At 74.3% G+C, this 15997-nt stretch carries 16 protein-coding genes; 4 read left to right on the top strand and 12 right to left on the bottom strand.

What is annotated here, in order from left to right; genetic code table 11:
• Positions 1-35: 35 nt before the first annotated feature.
• The 10 genes from IEY78_RS30250 to IEY78_RS30205 all read right to left on the bottom strand — a co-directional run bounded on the left by IEY78_RS30250 (position 36) and on the right by IEY78_RS30205 (position 9889).
• Positions 36-1106, bottom strand: a complete 1071-nt coding sequence (locus IEY78_RS30250; protein ID WP_189103712.1) for a glycoside hydrolase family 6 protein — start codon at positions 1104-1106, stop codon at positions 36-38.
• A gap of 138 nt (positions 1107-1244) precedes the next feature.
• A complete protein-coding gene (locus IEY78_RS30245) occupies positions 1245-1982 on the bottom strand; it encodes a sortase domain-containing protein (protein ID WP_229700262.1) in 738 nt (245 codons plus the stop codon).
• A 391-nt stretch (positions 1983-2373) separates the two neighbouring features.
• Complete coding sequence (locus IEY78_RS30240; protein WP_189103710.1) at positions 2374-2913, bottom strand: hypothetical protein; 540 nt, start codon at positions 2911-2913, stop codon at positions 2374-2376.
• 135 nt (positions 2914-3048) lie between these two features.
• Positions 3049-3828 (bottom strand): HAD-IIA family hydrolase, encoded by a 780-nt coding sequence (locus IEY78_RS30235; RefSeq protein ID WP_189103709.1) that lies wholly within the window; start codon positions 3826-3828, stop codon positions 3049-3051.
• Between the two features lie 189 nt (positions 3829-4017).
• Positions 4018-5097, bottom strand: a complete 1080-nt coding sequence (locus IEY78_RS30230; RefSeq protein ID WP_189103707.1) for a 2-aminoethylphosphonate ABC transporter substrate-binding protein — start codon at positions 5095-5097, stop codon at positions 4018-4020.
• A gap of 41 nt (positions 5098-5138) precedes the next feature.
• Positions 5139-5936 (bottom strand): ABC transporter permease, encoded by a 798-nt coding sequence (locus IEY78_RS30225; RefSeq protein ID WP_189103705.1) that lies wholly within the window; start codon positions 5934-5936, stop codon positions 5139-5141.
• A complete protein-coding gene (locus IEY78_RS30220) occupies positions 5923-6894 on the bottom strand; it encodes a 2-aminoethylphosphonate ABC transporter permease subunit (protein ID WP_189103703.1) in 972 nt (323 codons plus the stop codon). Before IEY78_RS30220 ends, IEY78_RS30225 begins: the two co-directional genes overlap by 14 nt.
• On the bottom strand, positions 6887-8050 hold the full coding sequence (locus tag IEY78_RS30215; protein ID WP_189103701.1) for an ABC transporter ATP-binding protein: 1164 nt from the start codon (positions 8048-8050) through the stop codon (positions 6887-6889). The genes IEY78_RS30220 and IEY78_RS30215 overlap by 8 nt, the downstream gene beginning before the upstream one ends.
• 1 nt (position 8051) lies before the next feature.
• Positions 8052-8774 carry a phosphonatase-like hydrolase gene (locus IEY78_RS30210; RefSeq protein ID WP_189103699.1) on the bottom strand — a complete coding sequence of 241 codons (723 nt, stop codon included), beginning with the start codon at positions 8772-8774 and terminating at the stop codon, positions 8052-8054.
• Positions 8768-9889, bottom strand: a complete 1122-nt coding sequence (locus IEY78_RS30205; protein WP_189103697.1) for a TIGR03364 family FAD-dependent oxidoreductase — start codon at positions 9887-9889, stop codon at positions 8768-8770. Before IEY78_RS30205 ends, IEY78_RS30210 begins: the two co-directional genes overlap by 7 nt.
• Positions 9890-10108: 219 nt before the next feature.
• Here IEY78_RS30205 and IEY78_RS30200 point away from each other — a divergent pair, with 219 nt between their 5' ends.
• Positions 10109-10774, top strand: coding sequence for a helix-turn-helix domain-containing protein (locus IEY78_RS30200; protein WP_189103695.1), 666 nt, complete (start codon positions 10109-10111; stop codon positions 10772-10774).
• A complete protein-coding gene (locus IEY78_RS30195; protein ID WP_229700261.1) occupies positions 10771-12108 on the top strand; it encodes an MFS transporter in 1338 nt (445 codons plus the stop codon). The genes IEY78_RS30200 and IEY78_RS30195 overlap by 4 nt, the downstream gene beginning before the upstream one ends.
• A 56-nt stretch (positions 12109-12164) precedes the next feature.
• Here IEY78_RS30195 and IEY78_RS30190 read toward each other — a convergent pair whose 3' ends face one another.
• The gene (locus IEY78_RS30190; RefSeq protein WP_189103693.1) at positions 12165-12938 is read right to left on the bottom strand and encodes a GntR family transcriptional regulator; all 774 of its coding nucleotides are present in this window, start codon (positions 12936-12938) and stop codon (positions 12165-12167) included.
• A 56-nt stretch (positions 12939-12994) separates the two neighbouring features.
• On the opposite strand from IEY78_RS30190, the gene IEY78_RS30185 reads away from it, so the two are divergent.
• The gene (locus IEY78_RS30185; protein ID WP_189103691.1) at positions 12995-13417 is read left to right on the top strand and encodes a VOC family protein; all 423 of its coding nucleotides are present in this window, start codon (positions 12995-12997) and stop codon (positions 13415-13417) included.
• An 18-nt stretch (positions 13418-13435) separates the two neighbouring features.
• On the opposite strand, the gene IEY78_RS30180 is transcribed toward IEY78_RS30185, so the two are convergent.
• Positions 13436-14590, bottom strand: a complete 1155-nt coding sequence (locus tag IEY78_RS30180; protein WP_189103689.1) for an ROK family transcriptional regulator — start codon at positions 14588-14590, stop codon at positions 13436-13438.
• 83 nt (positions 14591-14673) lie between these two features.
• Between IEY78_RS30180 and IEY78_RS30175 the strand changes: the two genes are divergently transcribed.
• The gene (locus IEY78_RS30175; protein WP_189103745.1) at positions 14674-15798 is read left to right on the top strand and encodes a Gfo/Idh/MocA family protein; all 1125 of its coding nucleotides are present in this window, start codon (positions 14674-14676) and stop codon (positions 15796-15798) included.
• Positions 15799-15997 lie beyond the last annotated feature (199 nt).

The following is a 15997-nucleotide window of genomic DNA, read 5'->3' as shown; positions in this document are numbered from 1 at the left end:
TGCCCGTTGCCTCTTGCCCCATTGCCCCGTGTGCGCTACTTCGCGCCGCGGGCCAGTCCCAGTGCGTACGAGGGCCACCAGGCGCCCGCCTTCGGGCCGCCCTTGCAGGTGCCGTCCGACTCGCCCGGGCGCTTGATCCACAGGTAGTCGGCGATCAGCGGGTCGGCGGTCTTGGCCGTCGGCGGGGTGCCCAGGGCGCGCCCCGGGGGGTTGCACCAGTTCTCCGGGTCGTCGCCGCCGGGCGCCGGGCCGTTGCCGTTGCGGCTGGTGTCGATGACGAAGCGCTTGCCGCCGACCATGGCGGACAGCTGCTTGCCGTACTTCGTGTTCTCCGCGGTGGTCTGGTAGTTGGAGATGTTCAGCGCGAAGCCGTCGGCCCGGTCGATGCCGGCCCGCTTGAGGGGCTCGACCATCCGGCCCGGGTCCTTGATCCAGTGCGGATTGCCGGCGTCCAGATAGACCTTGGTGTGCGGCAGCGACTTGAGCTTGCCGACCGCCTCCGTCAGCAGGGCGTACCGCTCCTCCTGGAACTTCTGCGGGGTGCATTTGTCGGCGATGTGCGGCAGCGCGTCGGGCTCCAGGATGACGGTGGTGGGGCGGTCGCCGATGCCCCCCAGCACTCCGTCCAGCCACGCCCGGTAGGCGTTGCCGTCGGCGGCGCCGCCCTGGGAGTAGCTGCCGCAGTCGCGGTGCGGGATGTTGTAGAGGACCAGCAGCGCCTCACGGCCGGCCTTGGCGGCCGCCTCGGTGAAGCCGCGGGCCTCGCCTCGCGGGTCGTCGACGCCTATCCACTCGGCGACCGGCTGCGACGCGATCTTGTTGGCCAGGCGGGCGTCCGCGGCGTTGTCGTCCTTGCGGTACGCGGACATCTGACGGGCCGCCTTGCTGTCCGGGTTGACCCAGAACGGCGTGACGGACTTCGGGCGTTGGCCCGGCTCGGGCGGCAGGCCGTCGTCCTTGGCACCGTCGGAGGAACAGCCCGCGAGCAGCAGCACCGCCATCGCTCCCGCCGCTGCCGCACCGGGATGCGCCAGACGCCGCCGGCCGGCACCGGAGCGGCCCGTCGGCGGCCCGGCCCCGGCCGTCCGCCGCAGATTGCCGTCCATCCACTCCCCCTCGGGCACGGAACACGGCCGGCTGGAGATCACCGGCCGCCCCCATCGTGGCACACGGCCCCCCGGCCGGGTCGGCCTGTGGACGAGCCCTGCACCGTCCTCGCTAAGGGACTTGACGGGGCGCGCCCGTCATGATGCGGGACCCGCGCCCGCGTTCCCCGCCTGGAAGGACGTCAGATACGCCGCGACCACGACCACCTTCGCCGGGCCGCCGCCACGCCCCGCAGCGGCACCGCCGCCGGCGCCGTCCTCGACGATCAGCCGCAGTTCCGAACGGCCTGCCTCGTGCGGGGCGTAGACCCTGCGGGCATCGAAGCGGTCGCGGTCGTAGAGCTGGACGTCCTCGACGGTGAAGCGCACGGTGCTGCCGTCGGCGCGCCGGACGTCCACCCGCTGGCCCGGTTCGAGCCCGGTCAGCCGCCGTACGGCGAGGGGTCCGGCACCGGGGCCGCGGTCGCCGCCGGCCCGGCCCACCAGCAGCGCCGCGCCCGCCTCGCCCGGCTGCGGCCCGCCCGCGTACCAGCTGACGGTGTCCGGCGAGGCGGGCGGGGGCGGGGCCGGCAGCTCGTTCCCGTCGAGGTCCTGTGCGGCGATGCCGGCCGCCCGTACACCGAGCGCCTCGATGGTGATCCCCATGGGGTCCGTGGCCGCCGAGCCCGGCACCGGGGCGTGCGCATGCGCGGGCCCCTGACGCCCCGACGGGCGGCCGACCGCGGCCACGTCACCCGTGGTGGCGAGCTGCGCGGCCACCCCGTCCGCCAGATCACGCCCCCACAACCAGAGCCCCAGCAGCAGCACCGTCCACGCCACCCCCGCGAGCAGTTGGCCCGTGCGATGCGGGTGGAGGGGGGCGTTCCCCTTGGTCATGTGTGGCGTGGCGCCAGTATGTGGCGGCGGCATGCCCGCGTCCGCGCTTGTCGCCGTGGCCGAAGTCGCGGGCGTGGCCGAAGTCGCGGGCCCGGTCCCGGTCGTGACCATGGCCGTGGTCGCGACCGTGGCCGTGGTCGTGGTCGTGGCCGTGCGTCCCGCCGCGGGCGGCTCGCCGGGCGTACCGATGGCCGTGCCGATGGCCGTATCGATCCCGGGGCCGGTGGCGGGCAGTCTCAGGGGTTTCAGCGTTCCCGGGGGGCCATACGGGACCGAGGTCCGGCTCGTGGCCCGCGCGGCTCTCCGGGCGGCCGCGGGCCTGTCGGCCACCTCCGCGCCGCGGGCGCCGGACGGGGCGGCCACTCCGGCGGCGCCCGTCCCCCCGTCCTCGTCAGCGCTCATCGGCCCCGCCCCGTCGGGTGCGGCGCAGCCGCAGCCGGAGCCGGAGCAGCTGCCCCGCGATGACGAGGACAGCGCCGCCGGCCAGCACCAGGCCGACGGCCGAGGTGCTGCTCAGCTCGTGGCGCGACCCGGCGTCGGCGGTGGGCCGGGAGCCGGCGGGGGAAACCCCACCGGCGGCGGCCGGCAGCGCGGCCTTTCGCACGGGCGGTACCGCGGCGGCGGGCGCCGGGCAGGCGGCGCCCCATACGGCATGACACCCGGCGGCCCGCCGGGGAGCCGCGCGCCCGGGGACGTACGGAGCGGTGCGCGGGACGTACGGGGCGGTGGCAGGGAAATACGGGGCGGTGCCCGGGATGTGCGGGGCCGAGGCGACGCGGTCCCCGCCGGTGCCGGTACGGATACCGGCACCGCTCCCGTCGCCGGTACCGCCCCCGTCACCGGTGCCGTGCGCGCCCACACCACTGGCGGGCGCCGTCATCACCGCGCACGCCGCGACCGCGGCACAGAGCGCGAGGAGCCGTGAGCGCATGGTGAACCTCCGATACCTCCGAAGGTCCGCCCGGGCGAGCCCGCCCGCATCCGGGGCGGTCCGTTGCTGCGCCGTTCGGGTGGGGGGACGCCGGCGGCCGCCGGCCCGGTCGTGGCGGGCGGCGGCCGGACGGCGTCAGACCAGGTCGATGAGGTCCGCGATCGAGTCCACCACGCGGGAGGGGCGGAACGGGTGCCGCTCGACCTCCTCGGGGCGGGTCAGCCCGGTCAGCACCAGGAAGGTCTCCATCCCCGCCTCCAGCCCGGCCAGCACATCGGTGTCCATCCGGTCGCCGATCATCGCGGAGGTCTCGGAGTGGGCGCCGATGACGTTGAGGCCGTGCCGCATCATCAGCGGGTTGGGCTTGCCGACGAAGTACGGGTCGACGCCCGTCGCCTTGGTGATCAGCGCGGCCACCGACCCGGTCGCGGGCAGCGCGCCCTGCGGCGAGGGGCCGGTCTCGTCGGGGTTGGTCGCGATGAACCGGGCGCCGTCGTTGATCAGCCGGATCGCCTTCGTCAGGGCCTCGAAGCTGTAGGTGCGGGTCTCGCCGAGGACGACGTAGTCCGGGGAGTGATCGGTCAGGACGTAGCCGATGTCGTGCAGGGCGGTGGTCAGGCCCGCCTCCCCGATGACGTACGCGGTGCCGCCGGGCCGCTGGTCGTCGAGGAACTGGGCGGTGGCCAGCGCGGAGGTCCAGATGGATTCCCAGGGCACGTCCAGCCCGATGCGGCTCAGCCGGGCGTGGAGATCGCGCGGGGTGTAGATGGAGTTGTTCGTCAGCACAAGAAAGGGTTTGCCCGATTCACGCAGCCGCTTGATGAAGGCGTCCGCCCCGGGGACCGGCACGCCCTCGTGCATCAGGACGCCGTCCATGTCGGTGAGCCATGACTCGATCGGCTTGCGCTCTGCCACTGCCGGACTCCTGCCGTACGTGAGGACCAGGGCGCCGGCCGCCTCCCCCGCACACCGCGAGCGCACCCGGGGCGTACGTACGACCGACACACCCAGCCTAAGTCAGCCCCTCGCGCCCCCGACCCGGCGATGGCCGGGGATCTTCGACGGCGTCCGGCAGGGGCGCGGGCCGCGCCCCTGCCGGGCGGGTCAGCTCCCGGTGGCCGTGCGCCAGTCCTCCAGGTAGCTCTGGAGGTTCTTGTCGATGTCGTTCCAGTCCGGGTGGAAGATCTCGACGTTCTTCATGAGCGCGGCGAGCTGGGTGGCGTGGGGGTCGGTGGGCTTGATGTCCGTACGGGAGGCGAAGCCGCCGCCGACGGCGGAGACCTGCTGCTGGACCTCGGGGGACAGCAGGTAGTCGAGGAACGCGCGGGCGTTGGCGCGGTGCGGGGCGTTCTTGACCACGCCGGCGGCGTACGGGAGGGCGAAGGTGGCGGGCTTGGCACCGGGCTTGGCGGCGGGGAAGAAGATGCCCTGGTTCGGCATCGACTTCTGGTTGGCGTAGTTCATCTGGACATCGCCGTTGGCGACGAGGAGTTCGCCCTTGTCCGTCTTGGGGGCGAGCTGGCCGGTGGAGGAGGACGGGCCGACGTTGTTGGCCTGGAGCTTCTTGAGGAAGTCCATGGCCGGGCGCCGGCCGCCGAAGTCGTGCAGGGCCTTGATGAGCACGGCGGTGCCGTCGCCGGCGACACCGGGCGTGGAGTACTGGAGCTTGTCCTTGAACTTCGGGTCCAGCAGGTCCTGCCAGGTGGCGGGGGCCTTCGGCAGCTGCTTCTTGTTGTAGATGAAGCAGAAGTAGTTGTTGACGACCGAGGTCCACTTGCCGGCCGGGTCCTTGTCGGCGGCCGCGACGTGGTCGGCGCCCTTCGGGCGGTAGGTGTCCAGCAGGCCCTTGCCCTCGGCCTGCTGGATGAACGGCGGGAGGGTGACGACGACATCGGCCTTGGTGTTGGCGCGTTCGCGGGCCAGGCGCTGGACGGCCGCGCCGGAGCCGGACTCGACGTAGTTGACCTTGATGCCGGTCTTCTTCTCGAAGTCCTGGAAGACCTTGTCGTAGAAGCCGTCGCCCTGCTCGCTCTTGAGGCCGTCCGCGCTGTAGACGGTGATCTCCTTGGCGTGCGGGTCGGCGGTGGAGGCGCCGCCGCATGCGGTGAGCGAGGCGGCGAGGGTGAGGGCGCCGCAGCAGGCGGCGAGCGGCTTGCGGACGGGGCGGATGCCGGGCAGTGACATGGCGAGGTAACTCCTGGTAAGCGCAAGGGGATTCGGGAGGGTCAGCGGTAGGAGGCCTTGGTGCGGATGCGGGAGACACCGAGGAGGACGAGGAGGGTGGCGGCCATCAGGGCGACGGCGAGGGCGGCACCGGTGAAGAGGGAGCCGCGGTCGGTGGCGGCGAAGATCTGCACCGGCAGCGGCAGCCAGTCCGGCGGATAGATCATCATCGTGGCGCTCAGCTCGCCCATGGACAGGGCGAAGCACAGGCCGGCGGCCGCGGTGAGGGACGGCAGGAGCAGGGGGAGCTTGACCCGCCACAGGACGTAGGCGGGGCGGGCGCCGAGGCCGGCCGCGCTCTGTTCGTACGCCGGGTCGAGGCGGCTCAGCGCAGCGGTCACGGACTGGTAGGCGAAGGCGGTGACCAGCACGGTGTGGGCGAGGATCACGATCTGCGGGGTGCCGTTGAGCAGCAGCGGGGGCCGGGAGAAGGCCACGAGGAGGGAGAGGCCGACGACCACGGAGGGCACGGCGACCGGCAGCAGGAACAGGGCGTCGATGATCCGCCGGGTGCGGCGGCCGCACTTCTCGGCGGCCAGGGCCGCCCAGGTGCCGGCGGTGAGCGCGCCGAGGCTGGCCGCCAGCGCGGTCGCCAGGCTGGTGAGCAGGGCGTCGAGCGCCTCGCCGTGCGCGATGTCCCGGTAGTGCGCCAGGGTCGCGCCGGAGGGCAGGACTCCGCTCCAGTCCGTCGCGAAGGACGCGGCGACGATCACCAGGAGCGGCAGCGCGAAGACGGGAACGACGAGGACGAGGAAGAGCAGGTGGACGGCCCGGCGGGCGGACTTGCTAGGCACCAGCACGGTGCGCACCTCCGGTGCGGAAGGCCGGACCGCCGCCCGTACGGGACATCACCGTCCGGTAGAGGGCGTAGAGCGTCACGGACAGCGTGATGTTGACGACGGCGACGACGCAGGCTCCGGTGTAGTCGCCGTCGAGAAGTGCCTTGGTGTAGACGAGCATCGGGAGCGTGACGACGTCCTTGGCGCCGGTGAAGAGCACGATGCCGAATTCGTTGAGGCACAGGACCAGGACGAGTGCGCCGCCAGCCGCCAGCGAGGGCAGCGCCTCCGGCAGGATCACCGTCCGCACGATCCGCCAGGGGCGGGCACCCAGCGAGGCGGCGGCCTCCAGTTGGCCGGTCTCCACCTGGGAGAAGGCGGCGAGCAGCGGGCGCATCACGAACGGGGTGAAGTAGGTGACCTCGGCCAGCAGCACGCCCCAGGGGGTGTGGAGGAAGTCGAGCGGCCCGTGAGCGGCGCCCGTCACGTCCGTCCACAGGCCGTTGGCCAGGCCGGCGGAGCCGTAGAGGAACAGCAGCGCCAGCGTGATGAGGAACGAGGGGAAGGCCAGGAAGAGGTCGATGAACCGGCTGAGCGCCCGGCCGCCGGGGAACGGGACGAAGGCGATGACGAGGGAGAGCGCGAGGCCGAGGAGGAGCGCGCCGGCGGTGGCCCCGGCCGCGAGGAGCACCGTGTTCGTCAGCGCCTCGCGGAAGGACGCCTCGGCGAAGACCGCGGTGTACGGGGCGGTGGAGTGGCCGCCGTCCTCGGGGCTGACGGACTGCCACACCACCAGGGCCAGCGGGTAGAGGAAGACCAGGGCGAGGGCGGCGATCGGGGGGAGGCTCCACAGGGCGGCGGCCACGCGGCGGGGGCGGGGGCGGCGGGGGCTCGCCGCGGCCGGCGTCTCCGCGCCGGCGGCCACCACTCCCGTCCCTCCCGCTGCTCCCACCACTTCTGCTGCTTCCGTCCTAGGCATGACCCGCACCGTCCTCCGTGAGCCCCGCCGGGATGAGGACCGCGTCCTCGGGGGCGAAGTGCAGTGCGATCTCCTCGCCCAGCGCCGGTGTCGTGCGCAGTTCGCGCGGATCGGCCAGGACGCGGTGGCCGTCGACCGCCACGTACAGCCGGTGCGTCGAGCCGCGCCACTGCACCTCGGTGACCGTGCCGCGCAGGGTGTTGGCGGGGCCGCCGCCGGGCGGGCGCGCGCCGAGTCCGACGAGGTGCGGGCGCACGCAGAGGGTGGCGGCGGCGCCCCCGGCCGTGCCGTCGCCGACCGGCACCGCCAGCCGCCGCCCGGCGAAGTCGACGCCGTCGCGGTCCGCGCGCACCGTCACCGGCAGCAGATTGGCGGTGCCGACGAACGAGGCGGTGAACTCGGTGCGCGGGCGCCGGTAGAGGTCCTGCGGGGTGCCGCAGTCGCGCAGCCGGGCGCGGTCCAGGACGGCGATCCGGTCGGCCAGGGTCAGCGCCTCGATCTGGTCGTGGGTGACGTAGAGGATCGAGACGCCGGGCAGTTCGCGGTGCAGCCGGGCGAGTTCGGCGAGCATGCCGGAGCGCAGCTGGGCGTCGAGCGCGGACAGCGGCTCGTCCAGCAGCAGGACGCCGGGGCGGATGGCGAGCGCCCGGGCGAGGGCGACCCGCTGCTGCTGGCCGCCGGACAGCTCCCGGGGGTGCCGCCCGGCGTACGCGGCCATGCCCGTCATCTCCAGCGCCTCGGCGACCCGGCCGGGGATCTCGGCGCGCGGGGTCTTCCGCGCCCGGAGGCCGAAGGCGACGTTGTCGGCGACCTTCATGTGCGGGAACAGCGCGTACTGCTGGACGACCATGCCGATGCCGCGCCTGTGGGGCGGCAGCCCGGTCACGTCGCGGTCGCCGATCAGCACCCGCCCGGCGGACGGCTGGACGAATCCGGCGACCGTCCGCAGCGCGGTGGTCTTCCCGGAGCCGGACGGGCCGAGCAGGGCCAGCACCTCGCCCGGGGCGACGGTCAGATCGAGGGCGTCCAGGACGGTGTGCTCGCCGTGCCGGCCGTAGCTGACGCTGACGCCGTCGAAGCGGATGCCCGACGCGGGGCCCGGTGCGGCGGGGGCCGGGTTCCGGGCGGGTGCGGCCGGGGCAGCGGGGGCGGGCATCTCACACCACTCCCAGCAGCGCGGGCAGTTCGGCGACGGAGCCGAGGACGTGGGTGGCGCCGGCGGACTCCAGCTGCGTGCGGTCGTGCGCCCCGGTGAGCACCCCGGCGACGATCCCGGCGCCGGCCCGCCGCCCGGAGAGCATGTCGTACGAGGTGTCGCCGGCCACCGCGATCCGCCGCACGGAGTCGGTGGCGCGGGTGCGCAGCAGCGCGGTGAGGACCATGTCGGGGTAGGGGCGGCCGCGGCCGCCCGCGTCGGCCGGGCAGAGCGTCAGGTCGGCCAGGTCCTGCCAGCCGAGGGCGGCGAGCAGGGCGTCCTGGGTGGTGCGGGCGAAGCCGGTGGACAGCACCACGGTGCGGCCGGCCGCCCGCAGTGCCTCGATCGCCTCGCGGGCTCCGGCGACCGGCGCGATCCGGCCACCGTCGACCAGTTCGCCGTAGGCCGCCTCGAAGGCGGCGTTGGCCCGCCGGGCGGCCGCCTCGTCGCCGAAGAGATGGCGGAAGACGGAGATCTTGGACTCGCCCATGGTGGCCCGGACGTAGGCGAGGTGCCTTGCGTGGTCGGCGCTGCCCGGCTCCACCCCCAGGCTGCGGGCGGCGGCGTCGAAGGCCTGCTCGACCAGGCCGCCGTCGGCCACGGTGGTGCCGGCCATGTCGAGGACGACCAGCTGGATGTCGTCGGGGTCCGGGGTGCGGTCGGGGTGCGTCAACGGGCTCACCATCCCAGTTCGTTCGCGGTGGTCTCGGCGATTGCCGGGGAACAGGTCATGCCGCGGCCACCGGGCCCGGTGACCAGCCAGACGCCGTCGCGGGCCTGCTGGCGGTGCACCACGCGGCCGGTGTCGGTGCACTGTGCGTAGACCCCGGCCCAGCGGCGGCGGATACGGGGCAGCGGACGGCCGAGAATCGACTCGACGACGCCGGTCAGGTGCTCGTAGGGCTCCTCGACGGTGTCGAAGGCGAACGGCGCCTCGTACTCGTGGGTGTCGCCGATGGTCAGCCCGCCGTCGGCGCGCTGGACCATCAGCAGCTGCATCTTGTGCGCGGCGGCGGTCGGCGTCTGGGCCTGGCCGGCGTTGAGCGCGTCCAGGGCGTCACCGCGGTAGGCCGGGTAGTAGCGGAAGCTGTCGGCGTCGGCGACGGAGGTGGTCAGCGGTTCGCCGAGCGGGTCGGTCTGCATCATCTGGAGCCGCACCCGGCGCACCGGCAGCTCGGGGAGCAGCTCCCGGACCAGCCCGCCGAGCCAGGCGCCGGTGCACAGGATCACGGCGTCGCCGCGGTGGGTCTCGCCGTGATCGTCCCGCACCGCCCGCTCCCCCACCACCGCACGGACCTCCCGGCCGCCGAGGTAGGTGTACCGCCCTGACCTCAACAGCTCTTCCTTCAGGGCACGTTGGGCGGCCCGCGGTTCCACGGCCGCATCCCGCTCGCACCACAGGGCCCCGTCGAAGGTGCCGCGCAGGGCGGGGTTGATCTCCCGGGCCTGGCCGGCGTCCAGCAGCCGGTAGCCGCGGGCGGAGGCGTCCGGGCGGCGGGTGGCGGCCTCGGCGACCGCCCGCTCGGCGGCGTTCTTGACGACGGTCAGCGACCCGATGGCCCGGAACTCCAGCCCGGGCACCCGGGCCCCGATCCCCTCCCACAGCTCACGGGCGCGCAGCGCGGTCGCCAGCTCCTCGCCCCCGGCCCGCCCGCTGACCCAGATCTGCCCGAAGTTCCGGACCGAGGCTCCACGCGCCTCGGCCTCCCGCTCGATGTGCAGGACCTCATGACCCCGCTCGACCGCCTGCCAGGCATGCATGGTCCCCAGCACCCCGGCTCCGACAACTATGACTCGCATGCCCCAGACGCTCGCCGCGCCGGGTGGACCCCCGGGGACCCGTCGGCGACGCGCCGGTGAACAGGACGGCAAGCTTGGCCTAGACCCGTTATCCTCTCGTGACCAACTTGCCCGCCCGCCGGGCACCCCAAAGGGTCACGAGGCGCACAAGCGGAACCACCAACACTTCTTCGCGAAGAAACCTTTGCGAAGAAGTGTTTGCGGTCTACTGTGCGCGGCATGACTGAATCGAGCGAGAGGCCCCACGGCCCGGGCGCCGGGGCGAGCGAGGCCGTCCTGGACGCGAAGGGGCTGCGGGCCCTGGCGCACCCGGTGCGTCTGCAGTTGGTCGGCCTGCTGCGCAAGCACGGCCCGTCCACCGCCACCCGGCTCGCCGAGCGGCTGGGCGTCAACTCCGGCACGGCCAGCTACCACTTGCGCCAGCTGGGCGCGGCGGGATTCGTCGTGGAGGACGCGGAGCGCGGCAACGCGCGGGAGCGCTGGTGGCGCGCGGTGCACCAGTCCACCTGGTTCGACGACCCGGAGCTGGCGGAGCGGGAGCCGGAGGCCGCGCTGGCCTATCTGCAGTCCGTCGCCGCCACTTACACCCTGCGCGTCCAACGGGCGCTCAACGAACTGCAGACCATGCCCCGCGCATGGCGGGACACCTTCGACATGAGTGACTGGCCCCTGCGCCTCACTCCCGGGGAGGCCTCGGACCTGCAGGAGGAATTGCGGGCGGTCGTCGCCCGGTACCGGCGGGACACCCCGGAGGGCATCGCCACGGCTCCCGAGGGCGCCGAGCGCATCTCCGTGATCACCCATCTCCTGCCCGAGCCCGATGCTTCGTCCGCACCGGCGGACTCGACCGGCCCGGGGGCAGGGCCGGGAACGGAGGGGTCGTGACGAGGGCCGTTCCGGCCGGCGACGGCTTATCCGGCGGGCGGAGCCTGCGGGCGCTGGGCGGCTTGCTCGCGGCGATGGCGGTGTCGTTGACCGGGACCCGCGTCTCGGCCATCGCACTGCCCTGGTTCGTGCTCGCCACCACCGGCAGCCCCACCCGGACCGGCCTGGTGGCCTTCTGCGAGATGGCGCCTTACGTCCTGGTCAAGGCCCTCACCGGACCGCTGGTGGACCGGGCCGGGGCACGGGTCGTCTCCTGGTCCACCGACCTGGTCAGCGCGACCGCCGCCGGCACCGTCCCGCTGCTGCACGCGCTGGATCTGCTCTCCCTGCCGCTGCTGCTGCCCCTGGTCGCCCTGATCGGTGCCGCCCGCGGCCCCGGGGACCTGGCGAAGGAGGTCATGGTGCCGGAGGCGGCCGACCGCAGCCGCGTGCCGCTGGAGCGGGCCACCGGGCTGGCCGGCGTGACCGAGCGGCTCGCCGCCACCGTGGGGCCCGCCGCGGGCGGTGTGCTGGTGGCACTGCTGGGACCGCTGGCGGGGCTCGCCGTCAACGCGGGATGCTTCCTGCTCGGCCCGGTGATCATGCTGCTGACCCTGCCGCGCGGCATGGGACGGGCGGCCGGGAACGCCCCGTCGTCCGAGCGCACCACGGAGTCGGGCTACTGGAAGCGCCTCGGCGAAGGCTTCCAGTTCCTGCGCGGCGAACCGCTGCTCCTGACCGTCATCGTCATGTTCGGGATCACCAACCTCCTCGACGCGGCGTTCAGCTCGGTGCTCGTGCCCGTGTGGGCCCGCACGTCCGGCGGCGGGGCGGCCGCGATCGGCCTGACCGGCAGTGTGGGGGGAGTTGCCGCGATCGCCGGGAGCCTGGTGGCCGCGGCGGCCGCGCACAGACTGCGGCGCCGCGCGGTGTTCTTCACCGGGTTCCTGCTCGCCGGGGCGCCGAAGTTCCTGATCCTCGCCGGCCACGCCCCGATGGGGGCGGTACTCACCGTGTTCGCCATCGGCGGGTTCGGGGCGGGATTCCTCAACCCGGTGCTGGGGGCGGTCTCCTACGAACGGATACCGCCGCGGCTGCTCGGCCGGGTCAACGCACTGGGGGATTCGCTCGCCTGGGCCGGTATTCCGCTCGGCGGACTGATCGCCGGAGCGGCGGTGGCCGGCTTCGGGCTCGTCCCGGTGCTGCTGGCCGGCGGCGCCGCCTACTTCCTCACCACGAACGCGGCCGGGCTGCGGCCGGAATGGCGCGAGATGGACCGCCCGCGCGAGCGCCGCCTCCCCGGGCAGCGGCCCACGGCAGACGCTCGGGCGCCGCATCGTGACGCCGTCCCCTGACCACCGCGGACGACGGAAGGAGAACGGTCCCCGGCGGGCGCTCCCGCGCGCCGGGCCTAGCCCCCCGCCCCGCCTCCCCCCAGATGGGTCGTGAAGGAGAAGCGGTCGCCTCGGTAGAGGGAGCGGACGCGTTCCAGGGGGCGGCCGGCGGTGTCGCGGGAGAGGCGGTGGATCAGCAGCATGGGCAGGGCGCCGGGGGTGCCGATCAGGAGGGCCTCGCGGGGGGTGGCGAGGACGGTTTCCAGGCGTTCGTCGGCGTCGCCGAAGTCGATGCCGAGGTGGCGGCGGAGGTAGGCGTAGAAGGAGGAGTCCGGGGGGAAGTCGGTGGCCAGGTCAGGGACTCGTTCGACCGCGACGTAGGTGCTCTCCAGGCCGACCCGTTCGTCGTCGGCGAGCAGCACCCGTTCCATGTGCCATACGGCGTCGCCCTCCGCCAGGCCCAGGTCGGCGGCGAGCGCGGGCGGGCAGCGGAAGCGGTCGAGGGAGACGAGGTGGCGGCCGGGCTCGCGGCCCTGGTCGCGTACGCCCTCGGTGTAGCTCGCCAGGGACAGCGGCTGGGCCATCTTGGGGCCCGCGACGACCGTGCCGCGCCCCGCCCGCCGCAGCCGCCCCTCCAGGATCAGCTCCCGCAGCGCCTGCCGCAGCGTCTCGCGGGAGACCTCGAAACGCTGCGCCAGCTCGCGCTCGGTGGGCAGCACCCCGCCCTCGCCCAACTCCTCCAGCAGCGCGGCGAGGTCGACCTTGGCCGCGTAGTACTTGGGAATGCGTCCGTGCTCGGGGATGCCGGACCGGACGGGTGCGCCAGGATCCTGGCCGTACGGGAATTCCACGCGGTGATCCTCGCACCAAGGGCGGGGAGAGCCGGAGCCGGGCTAGAAAGGTCGGTATGGAACTCACCCAGATACGCCTGATGGTGTCCGACTTCCCGGCCGTCTACCGCTTCTACCGGGACGTGCTCGGGCTCACCCCGCAGTTCGAGGCCGAGCGCGGCCCGTACGCCAAGCTCAGCCCCGACACCGGGCACGCCGCGATCGCGTTGCAGGACCGGGCGCAGATGGCCGGTGTGCTGGGCCGGTTGGGGGCGGCGCCGGAGGGGTACCGCGCGCTGGTGGTGCTGCGGGTGGACGACCTGAACGCCGCCCACGCCCGGCTCACCTCACGAGGGGCGGAGTTCACCAGGGGTCCGGGCCCGATGGGTGAGCGGATGCGGGTCGCGTATCTGGAGGACCCGGAGGGGAATCTGATCGAGTTGCAGGAGTGGCTGGCGCCGCGCGAGGAGGAGAAGGAGGCCGGTGGCGCGCCGGCGTAGGAGGGGAGGGCCGCTCGTCTAGGTCGTGCGGGGAGCCGGCACCGCCCCGAAGAGCGGCGCCAGGACCAGTTCGGCCGCGCCGTCCGCGACCGTGCGGGGGCCGCCCCGGGCGAGGACCACCGGGATGGCCGCCCGGGCCGTGCTCCCGCCGCGGGTGCGGGCGCGGTCGGCCAGGGCCTCGGTCACGCCGTCGAGGAACGGTGCGGGGTGGGCCAGTACGGTGCGGCCGCCGAGCAGGACCCGGTCGATGTCGAGGAGTTCGACGAGGTTGGCGGCGCCCACGCCCAGGGCGCGGGCCGCGCCCGGCAGGTCGTCGCGGGCCACCGCCGCCAGGCACAGCGCCTCGATGCAGCCGCACCGGCCGCAGCCGCAGCGCGGGCCGTCCCACTGGATCGTCTGGTGGCCGAATTCGCCGGCGCCGGTGCGCGGGCCGCGGTAGAGGCCGCCGCCCAGGACGAGTCCGGCGCCCAGGCCGGTGCCCAGGTGGAGGTAGCCGAACGAGCCGGCGCCCGGCGGCAGGTCCCGGGCCAGGCCGAGCGCCGCCGCGTTGGTGTCCTTGTCGAGGACGACGGGCAGGCCGAGGCGGTCGGCGAGCGCGTCACGCAGCGGGAAGCCGTCCCAGTGGGGGGAACCGGTGACCCGGTGCAGCACCCCGGTGGCGTGGTCCAGCGGCCCGGGGCAGGCCGCCCCGACGCCCAGGACGGGGGTCCCGTCGGACTCGGCACGCAGCGCCGCGACCTCCCGTGCGGCGGTGGCGAGCAGCTGCTCGGCGCCCGCCTCGAAGGCCAGCGGGGCCCGGCGTACGGCGACCGCCTCGCCGGCCAGATCGGTGCGGACGGTGGTGAGTTCATCGCGGTCCAGGTGCAGGCCGATGGCGTGCCGGGCGCCGGGGACCAGCCGCAGCGCGGTGGCGGGCTTGCCGCCCGTGGAGGCGCGGCGGCCCGCCTCCGCGGCCAGGCCCTCGGCCCGCAGCCGGGCGGTGATCTTGCTGACGGCCTGCGGGGTCAGGCCGGTGTGCGCGGCCAGCTCCGGCCGGCTGACCCCGTCCTCGCCGGCCGTGCGCAGCAGCCCGAGCACCAGGGCGGCGTTGTGGCCGCGCAGTGCGGGGAGATTGGCGCCCGGACTGCCCGCGAAGGCGGCGAGGGCGACGGAGGGGAGATCGTTGCTGCTCACTCCCCCATTGTCCGCATCGCTTGCACTTTGGCAACAGCGTTGCTTAAGTGGATTCCATGAGTGCCATGAATGCGATGAGTGCCATGGGCGACCGGCGCGAGAGGGGCGAGGGGAGCGGCGGCGGCGCGGCCCAGGACCGTCCGCTCCGGGTCGGCCTCCTCGGCTACGGCCTGGCCGGGTCGGTCTTCCACGCCCCGCTGATCGCGGCGACCGCGGGCCTGCGGCTGGACGTCGTCTCGACCGCGAGCCCGGAGCGGCAGGCGCAGGCCCGCGCCGAGCATCCGCAGGTCCGTACGGCCGAGACCGCCGAGGCGGTGCTGGCGGCCGCCGACGACCTCGATCTGCTCGTGATCGCCACGCCGAACAAGACGCATGTGCCGCTCGCCACCGCCGCGTTGGAGGCCGGCCTGCCGGTGGTCGTCGACAAGCCGCTGGCCGCCACCGCCGCCGAGGCCGAGCAGCTGGCCGCGCTCGCCGAGGACCGCGGACTGCTGCTGTCCGTCTTCCAGAACCGCCGCTGGGACAACGACTTCCGCACCGTCCGCAAGCTCGTCGAGGAGGGCGCGCTCGGCGACGTCCAGCGCTTCGAGTCGCGCTTCGAGCGCTGGCGCCCGCGGCCCAAGGGCGGCTGGCGGGAGTCCGGTGACCCGGCCGAGATCGGCGGCCTGCTGTACGACCTCGGCAGCCACCTCGCCGACCAGGCGCTGACCCTCTTCGGCCCGGTCGTCTCCGTCTACGCCGAGTCCGACGTCCGCCGCCCCGGCGCGGAGGCCGACGACGACACCTTCCTCGCCCTCACGCATGCCAGCGGCGTCCGCTCCCACCTGTGGATGAGCGCCACCGCCGCCCTGCTCGGCCCGCGCTTCCGGATCCTGGGCAGCCGGGCGGGCTTCGTGAAGCACGGCCTGGACCCCCAGGAGGCCGCCCTGCGCGAGGGCCTCCGCCCCGGCGCCGACGGCACGGAATGGGGCGTGGAGCCGGAGTCCCACTGGGGCCACCTCGGCGCCGGGACCTCCCCGCAGACCGGCGGCGGCGAACGCGTACCGACACTGCCCGGCGACTACCCCGCGTACTACGCCGCGATCGAACAGGCCCTGCGGACCGGCGGGCAGCCGCCGGTGACAGCCCGGGAGGCGGCGGCCGCACTGCGGGTGCTGGAGGCGGCGAGGGTGTCGGCGGCGGAGGCCCGAACGATTCGCTGCGCTTGACGTTCTTCCCACGTTTTTGTCTTTCCCGCCGTGCGGGGTTCTCGCCGTTGCGCCTGCGGCGGGCGGGGTCCGCTGCGCGGGGCTGTCGGGTGCGGTGACGGTCCTCCGGGGCCTGGTGTGTGGACTGCTTCGCTTTACGTCCACACACCAGGCCCCTCCGGCCCGCCCCCTCCCGTTGAGGGGAGGAGAAAAGGTCCGG

The organism is Streptomyces kronopolitis, assembly GCF_014646275.1.
Classification (GTDB): domain Bacteria; phylum Actinomycetota; class Actinomycetes; order Streptomycetales; family Streptomycetaceae; genus Streptomyces; species Streptomyces kronopolitis.
This window is presented reverse-complemented; position numbering and strand designations above follow the sequence as displayed.